A 16641-nucleotide genomic window follows, 5' to 3' on the forward strand; every position below is an offset into this window, starting at 1 on the left:
ATCTCCGCCTAACTTCCTTGCTTCCGCTGAATTTTGAGGTGGGGGGCTTACTGCCCTTTAATGCGGGATAAATTAAAATTATTATATATGTTTTTTGAATTATAATAACAAAATATTAACATATTTTCACCTTAATTTTGGAAGTATTTTATAAATAAATACCGTATTAAACAAAAAAAGAGGATAGCCTCTTTTTTTGTTTAATACGGATATGGTGTTTGTTGATACCCCGGATATGGTGTTGGATATGGAACTGGATATGGCGCTGGATAAGTTACTGGGTACGGCGCTGGATAGTAGCCTCCACCTGCTGCACCCGTTAGTGCGCCAGCTGTAAGCCCACCTAACACACCTCCAGCAAAACTTCCAGGGAAAAATCCACCGCCCCATGAGCCGCCACCCCAGCCCCATCCACCTCCGTGATGGTGATGATGATCATGGTGATTGTGCCCTCCATGGTGGTGATGTCCGCCGTTATGATGGTGCCCTCCATGATGATGATTACGATAATACAATCCGTTATTTTCTATATAATTCATATTTCCCCTCTCCTTTTCCATTTTCTCATCTTAATAGGTATTGTAAGAATAATATGGATCTTGTTGGTAACCTGTATAATAAGAATAATCCGAGTAATACGGATAACCATATCCCCCATAACCAAATCCAGGGCTGAGTAATGCTCCTGCTACAAACCCTGGAAAGAAACCTCCACCAAAAAATGGTGAATGTCCAAAACCACCATGAAAACCTCCGTGACCGAAACCACCACCGTGACCAAATCCTCCAATTGGACGACCATACATTTTATTCACCCTCCTTTTCTCTTTAAAAACGTAACAATACACTGTATGTAGGACAAATGCGGAAAGTATGGGGATATACCTACATTTTGTAAAAAACAGAAAACACTTTATAATAAAGTGAAACTTTAATCAGTGGGGGTCTTACTGCCCATTAAAGTCGGATAAAAATGTCACAATACATCTGTTATTTAGGAAGTCTATATTGAGGAAAGATTAGAGGAATTATATAGAAATGAAGAAACCTATCATCCAATTACTATTAATATTTACAATTGTATCTATCGTTCTTTTCCTATTAAATACATCTTATATTTCGTTATATACATTTGTCGGCGTTCTCTGGTCCATCACAATTGTAGGAATTTCATTCGTTATTTTTATCGAAAATAGGTCTCCTCAAAGTACCTTAGCGTGGTTTTTAGTATTAGCACTTCTTCCCGTTATAGGTGTGCTTTTATACTCTATTTTCGGACGTAGCCGTTGGAGAAGAAAAAAGCATCTCCATCGTTCAGAAGAACAAAGAAAATTATTCCGTGAAATATTAGAAGGAAGACGGCTAGAGTTATCACTCAAAGTCCCATTAAGTGAACGCTCCGCCCATTTAACAGAAGTCGTACAAAAATTTGGAGGCGGGCCTGCCGCAGATAGAACAACTACAAAACTTTTAACAAACGGAGATCAAACATTCTCAGAAATTTTGCAAGCTATTGAGCAAGCAAAACATCACATACATATTCAATACTATCTTTATAAATCTGATGAGATTGGTACAAAAGTTAGGGATGCGTTAATAAATAAAGCAAAAGCTGGTGTTATTGTACGTTTCCTTTATGATGGATTAGGAAGTAATACGTTAAGAAGACGCTTTTTAAAACCTATGAAAGAAGCTGGGATTGAAATTGTTGAATTTGATCCTATTTTTTCAGCTTGGTTACTTGAAACAGTTAATTATCGTAACCACCGTAAAATTGTCATTGTAGATGGAGAAATCGGTTTTACGGGGGGACTCAATGTTGGTGATGAATATCTTGGCCGTTCAAAAAAATTTCCCGTTTGGCGTGATAGTCATTTAAAAATCGAAGGAAAAGCGTTATATAAATTACAAGCAATTTTTCTAGAGGACTGGCTCTATGCATCTAGTGGGTTAAAAACCTATTCTTGGGATCAATTTATGAATAGACAATACTTCCCAGGTAAAGAAATTTCAAGTGCAGAAGGTGCTGTGCAAATTGTAGCGAGCGGACCAAGCTCAGATGATAAAAGCATTCGTAATACGTTATTAGCTATTATGGGCTCTGCAAAAAAATCTATTTGGATTGCTACACCATATTTTATTCCAGATCAAGAAACTTTAACATTATTACGTTTAAGTGCAATATCTGGCATAAATGTACGCATTTTATATCCTGGTAAAAGTGATAGTATTATTAGTGATCAAGCATCCCAGTCCTACTTCACTCCACTTTTAAAAGCTGGTGCCTCCATCTATAGTTATAAAGATGGCTTTATGCATGCAAAAATTGTAATTGTTGATGATAAAATTGCAACAATCGGAACAGCAAATATGGATGTACGCAGCTTTGAATTGAATTACGAAATTATTAGCGTACTGTATGAATCAGAAACTGTTCATGATATTAAACGTGATTTTGAAGAAGACTTTAAACATTCCACTGAAATTAAATGGAACGCTTTCCAAAATAGAAGTATCAAAAAACGAATATTAGAGTCTTTTATGAGGCTCATTTCTCCTTTACTATAAGCAATCAATGTACTATTGATTGCTTTTTCTTTTATATTTGTCCCCTCTCCTTTTCTTTGCATACCATATTAAAACAAGTTATCATAAGATGTATTACTTTATGAAAATAATGTTAGGTGGGAAATACATGTTAGAACAATTTCATATACATGCTGATTTAAAACAACAGCTCTCTACAATTCACGAAAAGAATAAGCAAGAAGCTGGTGAAAATGCACATTTAATCGGTACAAAAATATATAAAGCATCTGATAATAGCATTATCGAAGATGCCATTACAGCACTTCTTCTTGGCAAAAACATTCTATTAAAAGGGCCGACTGGTAGTGGTAAAACAGTACTAGCTGAAACGCTTTCTTCTTTATTCCAAAAACCAATGCATAGCATTAACTGTTCTGTCGACCTAGATGTAGAAGGTATTTTAGGATACAACACACTACAAACGAAAGATGGCGCATCTGAAGTTGCATTCGTTAACGGTCCTCTTATGAAAGCAATGAAGAACGGTCATTTCCTATATATTGATGAAATCAATATGGCAAAACCTGAAACGTTACCACTTCTTCACGGTGCATTAGATTACCGTAAAATGATTACAAACCCGTTTACACAAGAAGTTGTATACGGTGATGACGAATATCGCGTAATCGCTGCAATTAATGAAGGTTACGTTGGTACAAGTGAACTAAACGAAGCGTTAAAAAACCGTTTCGTTATTATTGAAGTTCCTTACATTCAAGGTGATACATTAAAAGAATTATTATTAGCAGAATCAAAATTAAAAGATGTTACAACAATTGAAAAGTTTGTTGCATTTGCAAGCGATCTTATGCCTTTAGCTCGTGATGGCCGCGTAAGTGAAGAAGCAGCAAGTATTCGTGGCATTATCGATGCATGTGATTTAGGTGTATATATTCCTGTTATGCGTGCAATTGAACGTAGTATTATCGCAAAATTAAACGATGAAACAGAACAAATGACTGTCCGTGAATTAGCAGAAAGTTATTTCTTTGAGGGATAATTCATGAGACAAATTTTTAGTGACAAAAAAATTGATGCGTCGCTGTTTCTACAAATGGAAAACTTAATGTATGCCCTTCTCAAAGAAGATGATGCCTACCTTGAGTATGGCTATAAAGCATACTACGACGAAATTGAAAAAAAGGTTGTCATTAGTCACTTTTGGGATGATCGAAAAGAAGAGGATACAGTAATCGGATTAAAAAGCGAAGTGTTTTTAAAAGCACTTGGTAATAAACATTACTCGGACATGACTTTAATTCGTTCTTATGCAATTGAATTGCAAGAATCACCCTTAAAAAAGTTTTTAACACAATTATTTGTTCTATTAGAAGATTTACGTGTTGAGGAAATCGTAAAAAACTTACGCCCTGGCACAAAGCATGTTTTTAAAAGAAGAAAAGAAATGTATCGCAATTACTTTAGCTCACAAAATGAAATCAATCGCGTTCGTAACTATCACGGTGATCGTCTATTTTGTCTATGCTATCTTTCATTAACGAGCGATAAATATGAAATGTTTAATAATGAATATTTCGAGCAAATTGAAGCTATTTTGCATGAAACATTCCAAGCTCGTAATACGGAAGATATTATGTATATCGTTGAGAAAATTCGCTATCGTTTAGAGGAGCTTCTTGAAAGTGATATGCTTAACAATTATTTCGGACATGCTCCGCTCTACTTATCTGTTATTGCAGATGAGAAAGACAGCCGTCCTGAAAAATTAGCAAATGATGATACGCAAATCGTTGATGATGAAAATAAAAATAAAATGAATGAAAGCTTCTCGACATGGCATCGTGAAAATAAAAACAATGAAAACGAGAACTTTTTACGCTTTGAATTAGAAAGCGGTACAAAAACAAATATGATGGGTGACACTGCTCGCGAATCAGAAGATGGTGACCAAGCACTTGGTTCTGTACAAGGTACTTCTCAAAAAAGTACACAATCTAACTTTGATGGTGCTGATACAGAAGAAGCAAGAGCTTCACACGCTTCTAATCAAAATGATGGTGCATACGGTAAGTATAACGTTGGTGCTTCTCATACATTTAAAGAAGCTCGCAAATCAACTCCTGACGAGAAAAAGGATTACCAAGCCATCAAATCAGTGGTTAATAAAGATGTAAAAGAATTAAAGAAAATTATCGAAAAAACGATTGAAAATAAGACGAATGCAAATAGTGATAAATATTACGGAAGACTTCGTAAGAAATTCCTTCGTATTTATACTGAAAAGCAGCCGCGCATGTTTTATAAAAAAGGACAAGAATCGCAAGAGCTTGACGTTGCATTCCAACTGTTAGTGGACTGTTCTGGTTCTATGTATAACAAGATGGAAGAAACGAAAAAGAGTGTGGTTCTATTCCATGAAGCGTTAAAATCTTTAAAAATCCCGCACGCTATTAGCGGATTTTGGGAAGATGCTTCTAGTGCGAAACCTGAAGATAAACCGAACGTTATCCATGAAGTTGTAACGTATAAAAACTCAACGTTACCAAACGTTGGTCCAGAAATTATGCAGCTTCGCGAAGAAGAAGATAACCGCGACGGATATATTATTCGTATCGTTTCTGAAAAGCTTGCAAAAAGACCAGAAAAACATAAATTCTTACTTGTCTTCACAGACGGTGAACCTTCTGCGCTAGACTACCAACAAGACGGTATTTTAGATACGCATGAAGCTGTCAAACTTGCTCGTAAAAGTGGTATGGAAGTAATCGGAATTTTCATCGAAGAAGGCGAAGCGAAAGAAGCAACTTATCAATTAATGAAGAACATTTATAACCATCACTTCTTAGTTGCAAATCACGCTGAAGATTTACGTCTGAAGATTAAACCACTATTGAAAAAGTTATTACTGAAGACGATTGAATAGAAAAACAGGAGCCTTGCGCTCCTGTTTTTTTCTTTCAATCACTTTGTTTCTGGCTGAAACTTGTATGGAATGGCTACTGCTAATAATGAATCGAATCCTCCATCGTAGAATGGGAATCGTTCATTTGCGATTGATCGATCCACCCACTCTATTGCGGAAATTTCCTCTTCATCTTCTGCCATAAGTTCCCCTTTTACTACACTTGCTCGGAATGTAAATAATAGTGCATGATTCCCTGATTCTTCAAAGAATTTTTCATTAATCGCAACAAGTCCACCTGCCACAGCAGTTACACCTGTCTCTTCTTTTACTTCCCTTACTAAAGCTTCCTCTAACGTTTCACCCTTTTCAACAGCCCCACCCGGCAATGACCAAACATTTTGTTCTACATTATGTACCATTAATATTTTATCTGCTTCTTCGTCATGTATTAGTGCGTATACGACATCAACTCTTTGCATGTTGCTTTTCTCCTTCAATTAACTCATCCATTGTAAATAAAGAATGTAGTTGTAAGCCATCTTCTAATAAGTTTTCTCTTCCCTCTTTTGTTCGTTCAATTACGCCTAAAACATGATGTACCTTCGCACCTAGTTCTCTTAAATCTTTCGTGCTTAATAATATTTGACCACCTGTCGTAATAACATCTTCAACAACACAAACATTTTTCTCAGTAATATCAACGCCTTCTGCTAACTTGCATGTACCGTACTTCTTCGCTTCTTTTCTTACAAATACAACTGGTATACCCGTTTGTAAAGATAATGCTGTTGCTACTGGAATTCCTCCCATCTCTAAGCCTGCGAGCACTTCTGTCTCAGGAGGAATGAGCTCTTTCAATTGTTTAGCAATTTCTACTAACAATGCTGGATTAGATTCAAATAAGTACTTATCAAAGTATTGATTTGATACTTGTCCTGATCGAAGCTTAAACGTTCCCGTTAAACGTGACGTATTGTAAATTTCCTTTGCTAACTCCCATTTCTCCATTCCCTGTCTCCCCTTTACACACAAATTAACTCATTCTATCACACTTGTAATTATTTGTATATTCCTAAAATACAAATAAAAAGGGTCGATTCCTAAGAATCGACCCTTCCTATTAATTCATCACTAACTCAGCTGTGAGCTTTTTTTTTAACTTAGCCAACATGTCCGTTGTCATTTTGTCTAAATCGTATTCTGCTTTAAAGCCCCACTCTTTCATTGCTGCTGTTGCATCAATAGAGTTTGGCCAACTATCAGCGATTGTTTGACGAGCTGGATCTACAGCGTAGTCCATTGTAAACGTCGGAATGTGTTTACGAATTGATGCTGCGATTTGCTCTGGCTCAAAGCTCATTGCTGTAATATTAAATGCATTTCTATGCACAAGTTTACTTGGATCAGCTTCCATTAATGAAATGATCGCTTGTAAAGCATCTGGCATGTACATCATATCCATGTATGTTCCTTCTGCAATGTATGAGGTGTATGTGCCTTTTTTAATCGCCTCATAATAAATTTCAACTGCATAGTCAGTTGTTCCGCCTCCTGGAGGAGCTACGTAAGAAATTAAACCTGGGAAACGTACACCGCGCGTATCAACGCCAAATTTTTGATGATAATAATCACACAGTAATTCCCCTGCTACTTTGTTTACCCCATACATCGTAGTAGGACGTTGAATTGTATCTTGTGGTGTATTATCTTTCGGTGTTGATGGACCGAATGCACCGATAGAACTTGGCGTGAAAAACTTACAGTTTAATTCACGAGCTGCTTCTAATGCATTTACAAGTCCGCCCATATTTAAATTCCATGCAAATAACGGATTTTTTTCTGCTGTTGCTGAAAGTAAAGCTGCTAAATGAATAATTGTATCTACTTCATTGCGCTTTGCGATATCATGTAGTTTTTGTCCATCTGTTACATCTAACGTTTCAAATGGACCAGACGTTACTACTTCACTATCTGTTTCACGAATATCTGTTGCAATAACATTTGATGCGCCGTATACATCACGAAGTTTCATTACTAGTTCAGAACCAATTTGCCCTAAAGAACCGGTTACTAGAATTTTTTTCATTTTCCCCACTCCTCATTTGCAAGCTATTCAAAAGATGTCGTTACTTAAATGATGCCCATTTCTTTCCCTACTTTTTCATACTTACGAATTGCTTCATCTAACATTTCTTTCGTATGAGCTGCTGTTGGCATATTACGAACGCGTCCGGTTCCTTTAGCTACAGTTGGGAACACGATAGATTTTGCATATACGCCTTCTTCATTTAGGCGTTTACTAAATTCTTGTGTTAATACTTCGTCACCAATAATACAAGGTGTAATTGGCGTTTCACTTTCCCCGATGTTAAAGCCAAGTTCTTTTAACCCTTGTTTTAAATAGCGACCATTTTCCCATAAACGATCGTGCAACTCTGTGCTTTCCATTAAGATTTCAATTGATCTCATGCAAGCTGCTGCATCAGCTGGTGTTAATGCTGTAGAGAATAAGAATGGACGTGAACGAACTTTTAACCAGTCAATTAAGTTTTGTTTCCCTGCTACATATCCACCAATTACCCCAATTGCTTTTGATAATGTACCAATTTGGAAATCAACTTTATCAGACAGACCGAAGTGCTTTACCGTTCCTGCACCTTTTCCAAGTACACCTGAACCGTGTGCATCGTCTACGTATGTCATTAAATCTAATTCTTCCGCAATCTCAACAATTTCTGGTAGTTTTGCAACATCTCCATCCATTGAAAAGACACCGTCTGTAATTACCATTAATTTATTGTAAAGTCCTGATTCTTTCGCCGCGATTGCTTTTTGGCGTAAATCTTCCATATCAGAATGTTTATAAACAATAATTTTTGCTTTTGATAGACGACTACCATCAATAATAGAAGCATGGTTTAACTCGTCTGAAAGAATCGCATCATTTTTATCCATAACAGCTGAAATCGCTGCCATATTACAATTAAATCCTGATTGATAAGCAATCGCTGCTTCTGTATGTTTAAACTTTGCAATTGTTTCTTCTAATTTAATATGCAAATCTAAAGTACCGTTAATTGTACGAACCGCTCCTGCTCCAACGCCGTACTTATGAATTGCACCAATTGCAGCTTCTTGCAAACGGCTATCTGTTGCTAATCCAAGATAGTTGTTTGAAGATAAGTTAATATATTCTTTTCCGCCAATTGTAATGATCGGTCCATTTGAACTTTCGAGCGGATCAATTACGTTATAAAGCCCCTTTGATTTTAAATCCTCTAAATTTTCTTCTAAAAATTTCGCAAGTGTTTTACTAGACATCGTGAAGCCTCCCATCGTTCATGTAAGCGAATTATTGTCTTAATAGTTCTAATAATCCCTCTACTAGCTTAACACGTTTTCAGAATTTATTATAGAAAAATAGTTTAAAGTAACCGCTTACAATTCTAGATTATATACGATTCATTACAAGAAATCTATCATTTACTTTTCATATTTGGTAGAATTAAAAAAATATGTAAGGGGGCTTCAATCATGGCATTTACTGAATCTGATGTATATAATAACGAAGCATTTTTTAAACAATATATGAAACGAAGATACCGAGAAAATAGCCCAAATGAATCACTAGAAAAACCAGCCTTCTTTCAACTCGTTGGTGATGTGAAAGGAAAGAAAATCCTTGATTTAGGCTGCGGTGACGCAAAATTTGGCAAGGAATTATTAGAAAAAGACTGCCACTCTTACACTGGTATTGAAGGCTCCGAACTTATGTATGAAAAAGCTAAAAAACAACTAGAAAATAAAAATGGGATCGTCCATTTTTTAAACCTCAAAGACTACACATACCCTCCTGCTACTTTTGATTTAGTAACATCTAGACTCGCCCTACATTATATCGAACATCTTCCTATCATTTTTCAAAATGTGTACGAAACTTTAAAAACAAATGGAATCTTTACTTTTAGCGTTCAACACCCTGTTATTACTTCTTCATTTGAAAGCTTGCAAACGAGCGGAAAGAGAACGAGCTGGCTCGTCGATGAGTATTTTAAAACGGGAAAACGCGTTGAACCTTGGATTGATCAAGAAGTTATTAAATATCATCGTACAACGGAAGAATATTTCACACTATTACAACAAACTGGATTTACAATTACAAACTTAAAAGAAGCTACACCAGATCAAACTTATTTTCAAAGCGAGGAAGAATATGAACGTCGTTTACGTATTCCCCTCTTTCTCTTATTCTCTTGCCGAAAATAAAAAAGACGATGATTTCCTCATCGTCTTTTTCTTTATCTCATTGCATGAGCAACTTCTTTACGTACACGTCTTCCTTTTCCATGCGGGATACAAAGTGGCGTCCCAAATAACGGATCCGTACTAATTTGACATTCCATTCGGAATACATCACGTACTAGTTTCTCATCCACTACTTCTTCTGGCTTACCTTGTGCATATATTTGTTTATCTTGAATGGCTACAATATTATCTGCATAACGGCATGCTAAATTTAAATCGTGTAGTACCATAACAATTGTTCTTTGTTCTGTTTCATTTAATTCGAATAATAAATCTAGCACTTCAATTTGGTGAGTCATATCTAAATAGGTAGTAGGCTCATCCAATAAAATAATATCTGTATCTTGTGCAAGCGTCATTGCAATCCAAGCACGTTGACGTTGTCCACCTGAAAGAGCATGTACATCACGCTCAGCAAATTCTGTCATACCTGTTGCTGCAAGTGCTTTCTGTACCATTTCCTCATCTTTTTCTGACCATTGCTTCAGCCATGTTTGATACGGATAACGTCCTTGCTTTACAAGTTGCAATACTGTAAGCCCTTCTGGCGCTTGCGGTCCTTGCGGTAAAATTGCCATTTGACGAGCGATTTGCTTCGTTTGCATATTTTGAATGGCTTGATTATCTAACAAAATGTCACCAGCTGTTGGTTTTAATAATCTAGCTAGTGAACGTAATAAGGTCGATTTCCCGCAACCGTTAGAACCGATAAAGATGGTAATTTCACCTTTTGGAATTTCTAAATTCAACTCATCAATAATAATTGTTTCACCGTAAGACAACGTCAAACGTTTCGTCTCCAATGCTTTTTGCATATTCATCTTCCTTTATGAATTCCGACTTTTATAAAGTAAATAAATAAAATAAGGTGCACCAATTGCTGATGTAAATACCCCTGCTGGAATTTCAAGTGGGGTGAAAACTGTACGCCCAATTAAATCTGCAGCAAGTACTAAAATCGCACCGACAATAGCCGCAACCGGGAGTAATGCACCGTATAAAGAACCAACTAGTCTTCGTGAAATATGAGGTGCCATTAAACCGACAAATCCAATTCCACCAGCAAAGGCAACTGCTCCACCAATTAAAGCTGTACTAAGTAATAACATAAATATGCGTGACTTCGTTAAAGGAACACCAAGCCCTACCGCAATATCATCCCCTAGCTCTTGCGCATTTAAATGTCTAGCAGCTATAAACGATATTACCGTTAAAATGAGAACCCATGGCGCAAGTACCATGACGTTTTGCCAAGAAGAACCGTAAACAGTGCCTGTAATCCATACATTCGCTTGACTCGCTTGGTAAATTGGCGCTAACAACATAAACAAAGTCGTTGCCGCTTTCGTTAATGCCCAAAAACCAACACCAATTAAAACAAGACTAATCGGTGATAATCCGTCATTTCTCCATGCAAATAAATATACAAAAAGTGCTACAATCGTTGCCCCAATAAAAGCTGCTAACGGCATATAATGAATGCTTACAGTTAGCGCATTATTTTTATCACTAAATATAGCTAAAAATAATACAACTGCAACACTTGCACCACCTGTAATCCCGATGATATCCGGAGAAGCAAGTGGATTTCGAACGAGCCCTTGTAAAATACATCCTGCTACAGCAAGTGCGATTCCTACAAGGATAGCAATTAAAATACGCGGCATACGAAACTTATTTACAACCATATTGGACATCGCATCGCCATTTCCAGTAATCGCTTGCCATACATCATACGGAGCAATTTTCATGTCTCCCATACCTGCACTCGCAAAAAATAATCCTATTAAAACAACTAGTAAACTGAATAAGACGAGACAAGCTCGTTTATACATTAAAAACGAGAGCCCGCCTTTTCCTATACGAAACGGAATATACTTCTTCATTTGCTAAGCCCTCTCTTACGTGCAATATAAATAAAGAATGGGGCCCCAATAAATGCTGTCATAACCCCTACTGGTACTTCTTGTGGCATAATGACATATCTTGCTGCTATATCAGCTAAGATTAATAGTATTGCACCTAACAAACCACTATACGGTACTCTCCATCTGTGATCGACCCCAACAAGAAATCTGGCAAAATGCGGGGTAACAATACCAATAAACCCAATCGGACCAGCGACCGCAACTGAACCACCAGATAACAGGACAATAATAAGTAGTACGAATGATTTCATTAAAATCGTTCTTTGACCAAGTCCTTTTGCAACGTCTTCCCCCATCATCAATGTATTTACTTTCCCTGCCATCATAATAGATGCCATCCAGCCTATTAATAAATACGGGAATACTGATTGTAAAATTTCTAACTTTCTTCCTTGCACAGATCCGGCAAGCCAAAATAATACTTCTTCAAGCGCCTTTTCATTTAACACAAGTAATCCTTGTGTTAATGATGAAAATAACGCACTAATTGCCACCCCTGCTAACGTTAATTTAAGAGGCGTTGTCCCCTCTTTTCCTAAAGAACTAGAAGCAAATACAAGTACAGCTGCAATTGCTGCCCCTAAGAAGGCAATCCACGTGAAGGCTGATAATGATGTCACGGAAAAAATAACAATTGCTACAACTATGAAGAAAGCAGCACCTGAATTTAATCCAATAAAATCTGGAGAAGCAAGTGGATTTTTCGTTAAAGTTTGCATAAGACAACCTGCAATGGCTAAACTAGCACCAACACTCGCTGCAATTAATGCCCTTGGTAGACGCACATTTTGAATAATAATATGTTCATTGGACCCATTAAAATGGAAAAAAGCATCTAACGCTAATTTCCAACTCGTATTTGTATATCCGAAAATAATACTTCCCCAAATACAAGTAATGACTGCAATGATCCCAACAAATAATCCAATCCATTTTGCTCGATTTGTTTTTAATAACATGCAGCGTTTCCCCTTCAATGTATAATGATACGTTGTAAGTGTATTTCAACTTAATTCTCATTGTCAACGGAAATGAGAATTATTTTCAACCGTATATATTGACAATCTAAAGATAAAGGCTTAATATCATGCTTGCTATTGAAAAAAATTCTCACTATGTAGGGGGTACATAATGAATTTCATGCGAAAGAAATCGTTTACAGTATTTGTATTTTTATTAGCCTTTTCACTACTTTTAAGTGCTTGTGGAAAATCAAATACGAAAGAAGAATCAAAAGAAGATACGAAAAAAGAAATGATTCCTGTGGAACATGCAATGGGTAAAACAGAAGTTCCTGCTAATCCAAAACGTGTAGTCATTTTAACAAATGAAGGTACTGAAGCTTTACTTGAATTAGGCGTGAAACCAGTTGGGGCTGTAAAATCTTGGACTGGTGATCCATGGTATCCACATATTAAAGATAAAATGAAAGATGTAAAAGTTGTTGGTGATGAAGGACAAGTAAACGTAGAAACAATCGCTTCTTTAAAACCAGACTTAATTATCGGTAATAAAATGCGTCACGAAAAAGTGTACGAGCAACTAAAAGCAATTGCACCTACTGTGTTCTCTGAAACATTACGCGGTGAATGGAAAGATAACTTCAAGTTTTATGCGAAAGCATTAAATAAAGAAAAAGATGGCCAAAAGGTTTTAGCTGATTACGATAAACGTATGAAAGATTTAAAAGCTAAACTAGGTGATAAGGTAAATCAAGAAATCTCTATGGTTCGCTTCATGCCTGGTGATGTTCGTATTTATCATGGTGATACATTCTCTGGTGTTATTTTAAAAGAACTTGGCTTTAAACGTCCTGGCGATCAAAATAAAGATGACTTCGCAGAGCGTAACGTATCTAAAGAGCGTATTTCTGCAATGGATGGTGATGTATTATTCTACTTCACATTCGATAAAGGAAACGAGAAAAAAGGCTCTGAATTAGAAAAAGAATATATAAATGATCCTCTATTTAAAAATTTAAATGCAGTAAAAAATGGTAAAGCATACAAAGTTGACGACGTTATTTGGAATACAGCTGGTGGTGTAATGGCTGCTAACCTACTATTAGATGATATCGAAAAACGCTTTGTTAAATAATATTTCCCTAACCAGCTCCCCTTCTATGGAGCTGGTTATTTTTCAATTCACTTAAATGTCACATTATTTCATTTTGTATTTTTATTCCCAATATGTTATATTATAAAAGTAAATAGAATATATTTTCTCTATATCAGAATAAATATTTTAATCTAAATTTTCTGATTAATCACTATTTTATTTTCTTTTAGAATTCAATTATTACATTTGAAAACGCTTATCATCTTGTTTTCAGGGCAAAATACAGTAACGGTTGAAGTAAAATAGAATTATATGGAAATTTTCTTTCTATTTCCATATAATTCTATTGACTTCTAAATATTTTGTAAATTAAAATGATTACATAAATATCCGTTATACAGGATTAGGGGGAAACAAAAATGGATGCAGCTTTAAAATTAGACAAAGCTGGAGAGCAACAATCACCAAAAAAACATCCACCAGGGTTATACTTGTTGTTCTTTACAGAGGCATGGGAAAGATTTAGTTATTACGGAATGCGTGGCTTATTAGTTCTTTATTTAACAACGAGCTTAGTAAGCGGCGGTTTAGGATTTGATAAAGCAGTTGCAGTTCAAATTTACGGTATTTTCACAATGTTAGTATACTTCACACCAATTATCGGTGGTTGGTTAACTGACCATTTCATTACGAAACGCCATGCCATTACTATTGGTGGTATCATCATGGCGATTGGTAACTTTGTACTATTCTCAATGAACACAAAAACTGGACTATTTTTAGGATTAGGATTATTAGTTATTGGTAACGGATTCTTCAAACCAAATATTTCGACTTTATTAGGTCAATTATATAGCGAAAACGATTCTCGTCGTGATAGTGCCTTTACTATCTTCTACATGGGAATTAACTTAGGTGCTCTTATCGCTCCTTTCATTTGCGGTTACTTCGCAGATTATAGATACGGTTTCTTAACAGCTTGTATCGGTATGATTATTGGACAGCTTGCTTTTAATTTCTTAGCACCTCGTTACTTAGGGTCTATCGGAACAACTGTTGTAGGGAAAAAATCTAAAGAAAAAAATGCAAAAGCAATCGAGAAAAAACCTTTAACAACACAAGAGAAAAAACGTACTGCTGCAATTTTAATTTTAACTTGTTTTGTAGTATTCTTCTGGGCAGGATTTGAGCAAGCTGGTAGTTCTTTAACACTTTACACAGATAAATTTGTGGATCGTACAATTGGTGGATTTACAATTCCAACACCTTGGTTCCAATCTGTAAACCCACTATTCATTATCTTACTGGCATTACCTGTTTCTGCATTATGGATTAAACTTTCGAAAACGAAAAATGGTGATTTGAAAATCCCAACAAAAATGGCATTTGGTATGATTTTACTAGGGATTGGATATTTAGTTCTAACTTTAGCTGTATTAAAAACTGGTAGCGACGAAGGTAACATTACAATGAAAGCAAACTTACTATTCATTGTATTCACTTACATGTTCCATACAATTGGTGAATTATTCTTATCACCAATCGGATTATCTATGGTAAGTGCAATCGCTCCTGTTAAATTAGCATCATTATTAATGGGTGTATGGTTAGCTGGTACTGGCTTTGCAAACTTACTAGCAGGACAATTAGCTGCTTTCACTCAATCTTTAGGATATTTAGAAGTATTCGCAAGTATCGGTATTATCGTAATCGTACTCGGATTAGTACTTCTTATGTTCTCTAAGAAAATTGCACATATGATGGAATAAATAAGAAGACGCTTCTAAATATTAGAAGCGTCTTTTCTATTACTTCTCCTCTAAAGCCGTCACGTTCACGTGAACGCTTTCTCCAGGATTAGATACATCATACACTTGAGCAACCCCGCTCTGCTCGTCACAGCTCTCGATCCATACTGGTATGCCCTCATATGTAACGTCAATTCTGCTTGAAGAAGATAATATTTGTTTCACACGTTTTACATCCATACTACTATTCCTCCTTTTACTTACTACACTCCTTTCTATCTTTTCTTTTCCCTTTAGAATCTATTCTATATAGCGACATGTAAATTGATAGCCTTTTCTTCCTTACATGCTAACATTTACTCTCATATCACCTTTCTAACAAATAAAAAAAGACGTATATCCCACACGTCTTTTTCCATAATATTCAAATTTTAAGAAAATAATGTTTTTACTACTTCACTTACTTTATCATTATGAATTTGATAATACACTTCTAGTCCTCGTCGTTCAAAGCGTACTACTTTATTTTGTTTTAATTTCGTTAAATGTTGCGAAACTGTTGATTGCGGAATTTCTAACACTTCCTGTAATTGTGTTACATTACATGTTCCACGTTGCATTAGTTCCATTACTAGGCGTAGACGCAACGGATGCGCTAACGCTCTTAACATTTGTACATCTTCTTCTGAAATACGACATTCGAATTGATTTTGGCTCATAAAGTTCCCCTCATTTTCGTTTTTATTTTCTTTTTATTTATTTATATATCTGTTCTTATATTTCCTGTTACGACATAACTTTATCAACCTATAAAGCTGAAAATTTTTTCCACCTTAACCAACAAAAAACTCAGGAAAAATTCCTTGCTGATTTTGAATATTATACTATATGATATAACGAAAAAGCAAAACAACGGACTGCAAATACTTTGCTTGCAAACGTTGTTTTATCAGGCTTTTTGTTATATTTTCACCTCATTGCAACGTGCAGTAATGATATTGTAAAATACCGTCTATAATTGATAACCTATCGTAAAGTAGTTGGAGCATATTTAACCTCTTTGTTACACTAAAAGGAATTTTCAGTAAAAAAAGATACCGTAATATTAAAAATTAAATTATTGCTTTTTTATTCGTATTTAATAGCT

At 35.7% G+C, this 16641-nt stretch carries 17 protein-coding genes; 6 read left to right on the forward strand and 11 right to left on the reverse strand.

Features of this window, described 5'->3' with window-relative positions; translation table 11 throughout:
• Positions 1-200 precede the first annotated feature (200 nt).
• Positions 201-539 carry a hypothetical protein gene (locus QCI73_RS24375; RefSeq protein WP_001106394.1) on the reverse strand — a complete coding sequence of 113 codons (339 nt, stop codon included), beginning with the start codon at positions 537-539 and terminating at the stop codon, positions 201-203.
• Between the two features lie 30 nt (positions 540-569).
• On the reverse strand, positions 570-806 hold the full coding sequence (locus QCI73_RS24380) for a hypothetical protein (protein WP_000274352.1): 237 nt from the start codon (positions 804-806) through the stop codon (positions 570-572).
• 232 nt (positions 807-1038) lie between these two features.
• Between QCI73_RS24380 and QCI73_RS24385 the strand changes: the two genes are divergently transcribed.
• The 3 genes from QCI73_RS24385 (at position 1039) to QCI73_RS24395 (ending at position 5473) form a co-directional block, all read left to right on the forward strand.
• On the forward strand, positions 1039-2568 hold the full coding sequence (locus QCI73_RS24385; protein ID WP_353823926.1) for a cardiolipin synthase: 1530 nt from the start codon (positions 1039-1041) through the stop codon (positions 2566-2568).
• Positions 2569-2695: 127 nt separating this feature from the next.
• The gene (locus QCI73_RS24390) at positions 2696-3589 is read left to right on the forward strand and encodes an ATP-binding protein (RefSeq protein WP_070805203.1); all 894 of its coding nucleotides are present in this window, start codon (positions 2696-2698) and stop codon (positions 3587-3589) included.
• Positions 3590-3592: 3 nt separating this feature from the next.
• A complete protein-coding gene (locus QCI73_RS24395) occupies positions 3593-5473 on the forward strand; it encodes a vWA domain-containing protein (RefSeq protein ID WP_353823927.1) in 1881 nt (626 codons plus the stop codon).
• Between the two features lie 38 nt (positions 5474-5511).
• Here the strand turns inward: QCI73_RS24395 and QCI73_RS24400 are convergent, their stop codons facing one another.
• From QCI73_RS24400 to QCI73_RS24415, 4 genes are all read right to left on the reverse strand, one after another.
• A complete protein-coding gene (locus QCI73_RS24400; protein ID WP_353823928.1) occupies positions 5512-5934 on the reverse strand; it encodes an NUDIX hydrolase in 423 nt (140 codons plus the stop codon).
• Positions 5921-6463: an orotate phosphoribosyltransferase gene (pyrE, locus tag QCI73_RS24405; RefSeq protein WP_071729806.1), complete on the reverse strand. Its 543-nt coding sequence runs from the start codon at positions 6461-6463 to the stop codon at positions 5921-5923. The genes QCI73_RS24400 and pyrE overlap by 14 nt, the downstream gene beginning before the upstream one ends.
• Before the next feature lie 112 nt (positions 6464-6575).
• Entirely contained in the window at positions 6576-7541 is a 966-nt protein-coding gene (locus tag QCI73_RS24410; protein WP_000723139.1) for an L-threonine 3-dehydrogenase, read from the reverse strand.
• A 44-nt stretch (positions 7542-7585) separates the two neighbouring features.
• Entirely contained in the window at positions 7586-8776 is a 1191-nt protein-coding gene (locus tag QCI73_RS24415; protein WP_000095906.1) for a glycine C-acetyltransferase, read from the reverse strand.
• Positions 8777-8989: 213 nt separating this feature from the next.
• Here QCI73_RS24415 and QCI73_RS24420 point away from each other — a divergent pair, with 213 nt between their 5' ends.
• Complete coding sequence (locus tag QCI73_RS24420) at positions 8990-9721, forward strand: class I SAM-dependent DNA methyltransferase (RefSeq protein ID WP_327923655.1); 732 nt, start codon at positions 8990-8992, stop codon at positions 9719-9721.
• A 32-nt stretch (positions 9722-9753) separates the two neighbouring features.
• Here the strand turns inward: QCI73_RS24420 and QCI73_RS24425 are convergent, their stop codons facing one another.
• The 3 genes from QCI73_RS24425 to QCI73_RS24435 are packed head-to-tail and all read right to left on the reverse strand — an operon-like array spanning position 9754 to position 12647.
• Complete coding sequence (locus tag QCI73_RS24425; RefSeq protein ID WP_061131300.1) at positions 9754-10575, reverse strand: ABC transporter ATP-binding protein; 822 nt, start codon at positions 10573-10575, stop codon at positions 9754-9756.
• 12 nt (positions 10576-10587) lie between these two features.
• On the reverse strand, positions 10588-11646 hold the full coding sequence (locus QCI73_RS24430) for a FecCD family ABC transporter permease (RefSeq protein ID WP_000760066.1): 1059 nt from the start codon (positions 11644-11646) through the stop codon (positions 10588-10590).
• Positions 11643-12647 (reverse strand): FecCD family ABC transporter permease, encoded by a 1005-nt coding sequence (locus QCI73_RS24435; RefSeq protein WP_000925218.1) that lies wholly within the window; start codon positions 12645-12647, stop codon positions 11643-11645. Before QCI73_RS24435 ends, QCI73_RS24430 begins: the two co-directional genes overlap by 4 nt.
• Positions 12648-12819: 172 nt before the next feature.
• Between QCI73_RS24435 and QCI73_RS24440 the strand changes: the two genes are divergently transcribed.
• A complete protein-coding gene (locus QCI73_RS24440) occupies positions 12820-13785 on the forward strand; it encodes an ABC transporter substrate-binding protein (RefSeq protein WP_001010261.1) in 966 nt (321 codons plus the stop codon).
• A 380-nt stretch (positions 13786-14165) separates the two neighbouring features.
• Positions 14166-15515 (forward strand): peptide MFS transporter, encoded by a 1350-nt coding sequence (locus QCI73_RS24445; RefSeq protein ID WP_000338308.1) that lies wholly within the window; start codon positions 14166-14168, stop codon positions 15513-15515.
• A 39-nt stretch (positions 15516-15554) separates the two neighbouring features.
• Here QCI73_RS24445 and QCI73_RS24450 read toward each other — a convergent pair whose 3' ends face one another.
• Positions 15555-15734 (reverse strand): acid-soluble spore protein H, encoded by a 180-nt coding sequence (locus QCI73_RS24450; RefSeq protein WP_088667462.1) that lies wholly within the window; start codon positions 15732-15734, stop codon positions 15555-15557.
• 191 nt (positions 15735-15925) lie between these two features.
• Positions 15926-16213: an ArsR/SmtB family transcription factor gene (locus QCI73_RS24455; protein WP_000081429.1), complete on the reverse strand. Its 288-nt coding sequence runs from the start codon at positions 16211-16213 to the stop codon at positions 15926-15928.
• Positions 16214-16641: the final 428 nt, after the last annotated feature.

Source organism: Bacillus cereus group sp. MG16 (assembly GCF_040459875.1).
GTDB lineage: Bacteria > Bacillota > Bacilli > Bacillales > Bacillaceae_G > Bacillus_A > Bacillus_A paranthracis.

Excerpts from the sequence above, each read along its gene's own strand:
- QCI73_RS24445 (WP_000338308.1), top strand. The coding sequence starts at position 14,166 with ATGGATGCAGCTTTAAAATTAGACAAAGCTGGAGAGCAACAATCACCA.
- QCI73_RS24385 (WP_353823926.1), top strand. The coding sequence starts at position 1,039 with ATGAAGAAACCTATCATCCAATTACTATTAATATTTACAATTGTATCT.
- QCI73_RS24410 (WP_000723139.1), bottom strand. The coding sequence starts at position 7,541 with ATGAAAAAAATTCTAGTAACCGGTTCTTTAGGGCAAATTGGTTCTGAA.
- QCI73_RS24440 (WP_001010261.1), top strand. The coding sequence starts at position 12,820 with ATGAATTTCATGCGAAAGAAATCGTTTACAGTATTTGTATTTTTATTA.
- QCI73_RS24425 (WP_061131300.1), bottom strand. The coding sequence starts at position 10,575 with ATGCAAAAAGCATTGGAGACGAAACGTTTGACGTTGTCTTACGGTGAA.
- QCI73_RS24420 (WP_327923655.1), top strand. The coding sequence starts at position 8,990 with ATGGCATTTACTGAATCTGATGTATATAATAACGAAGCATTTTTTAAA.
- QCI73_RS24450 (WP_088667462.1), bottom strand. The coding sequence starts at position 15,734 with ATGGATGTAAAACGTGTGAAACAAATATTATCTTCTTCAAGCAGAATT.
- QCI73_RS24435 (WP_000925218.1), bottom strand. The coding sequence starts at position 12,647 with ATGTTATTAAAAACAAATCGAGCAAAATGGATTGGATTATTTGTTGGG.
- QCI73_RS24430 (WP_000760066.1), bottom strand. The coding sequence starts at position 11,646 with ATGAAGAAGTATATTCCGTTTCGTATAGGAAAAGGCGGGCTCTCGTTT.
- QCI73_RS24400 (WP_353823928.1), bottom strand. The coding sequence starts at position 5,934 with ATGCAAAGAGTTGATGTCGTATACGCACTAATACATGACGAAGAAGCA.
- QCI73_RS24395 (WP_353823927.1), top strand. The coding sequence starts at position 3,593 with ATGAGACAAATTTTTAGTGACAAAAAAATTGATGCGTCGCTGTTTCTA.
- QCI73_RS24390 (WP_070805203.1), top strand. The coding sequence starts at position 2,696 with ATGTTAGAACAATTTCATATACATGCTGATTTAAAACAACAGCTCTCT.
- QCI73_RS24415 (WP_000095906.1), bottom strand. The coding sequence starts at position 8,776 with ATGTCTAGTAAAACACTTGCGAAATTTTTAGAAGAAAATTTAGAGGAT.
- QCI73_RS24375 (WP_001106394.1), bottom strand. The coding sequence starts at position 539 with ATGAATTATATAGAAAATAACGGATTGTATTATCGTAATCATCATCAT.
- QCI73_RS24455 (WP_000081429.1), bottom strand. The coding sequence starts at position 16,213 with ATGAGCCAAAATCAATTCGAATGTCGTATTTCAGAAGAAGATGTACAA.
- pyrE (WP_071729806.1), bottom strand. The coding sequence starts at position 6,463 with ATGGAGAAATGGGAGTTAGCAAAGGAAATTTACAATACGTCACGTTTA.
- QCI73_RS24380 (WP_000274352.1), bottom strand. The coding sequence starts at position 806 with ATGTATGGTCGTCCAATTGGAGGATTTGGTCACGGTGGTGGTTTCGGT.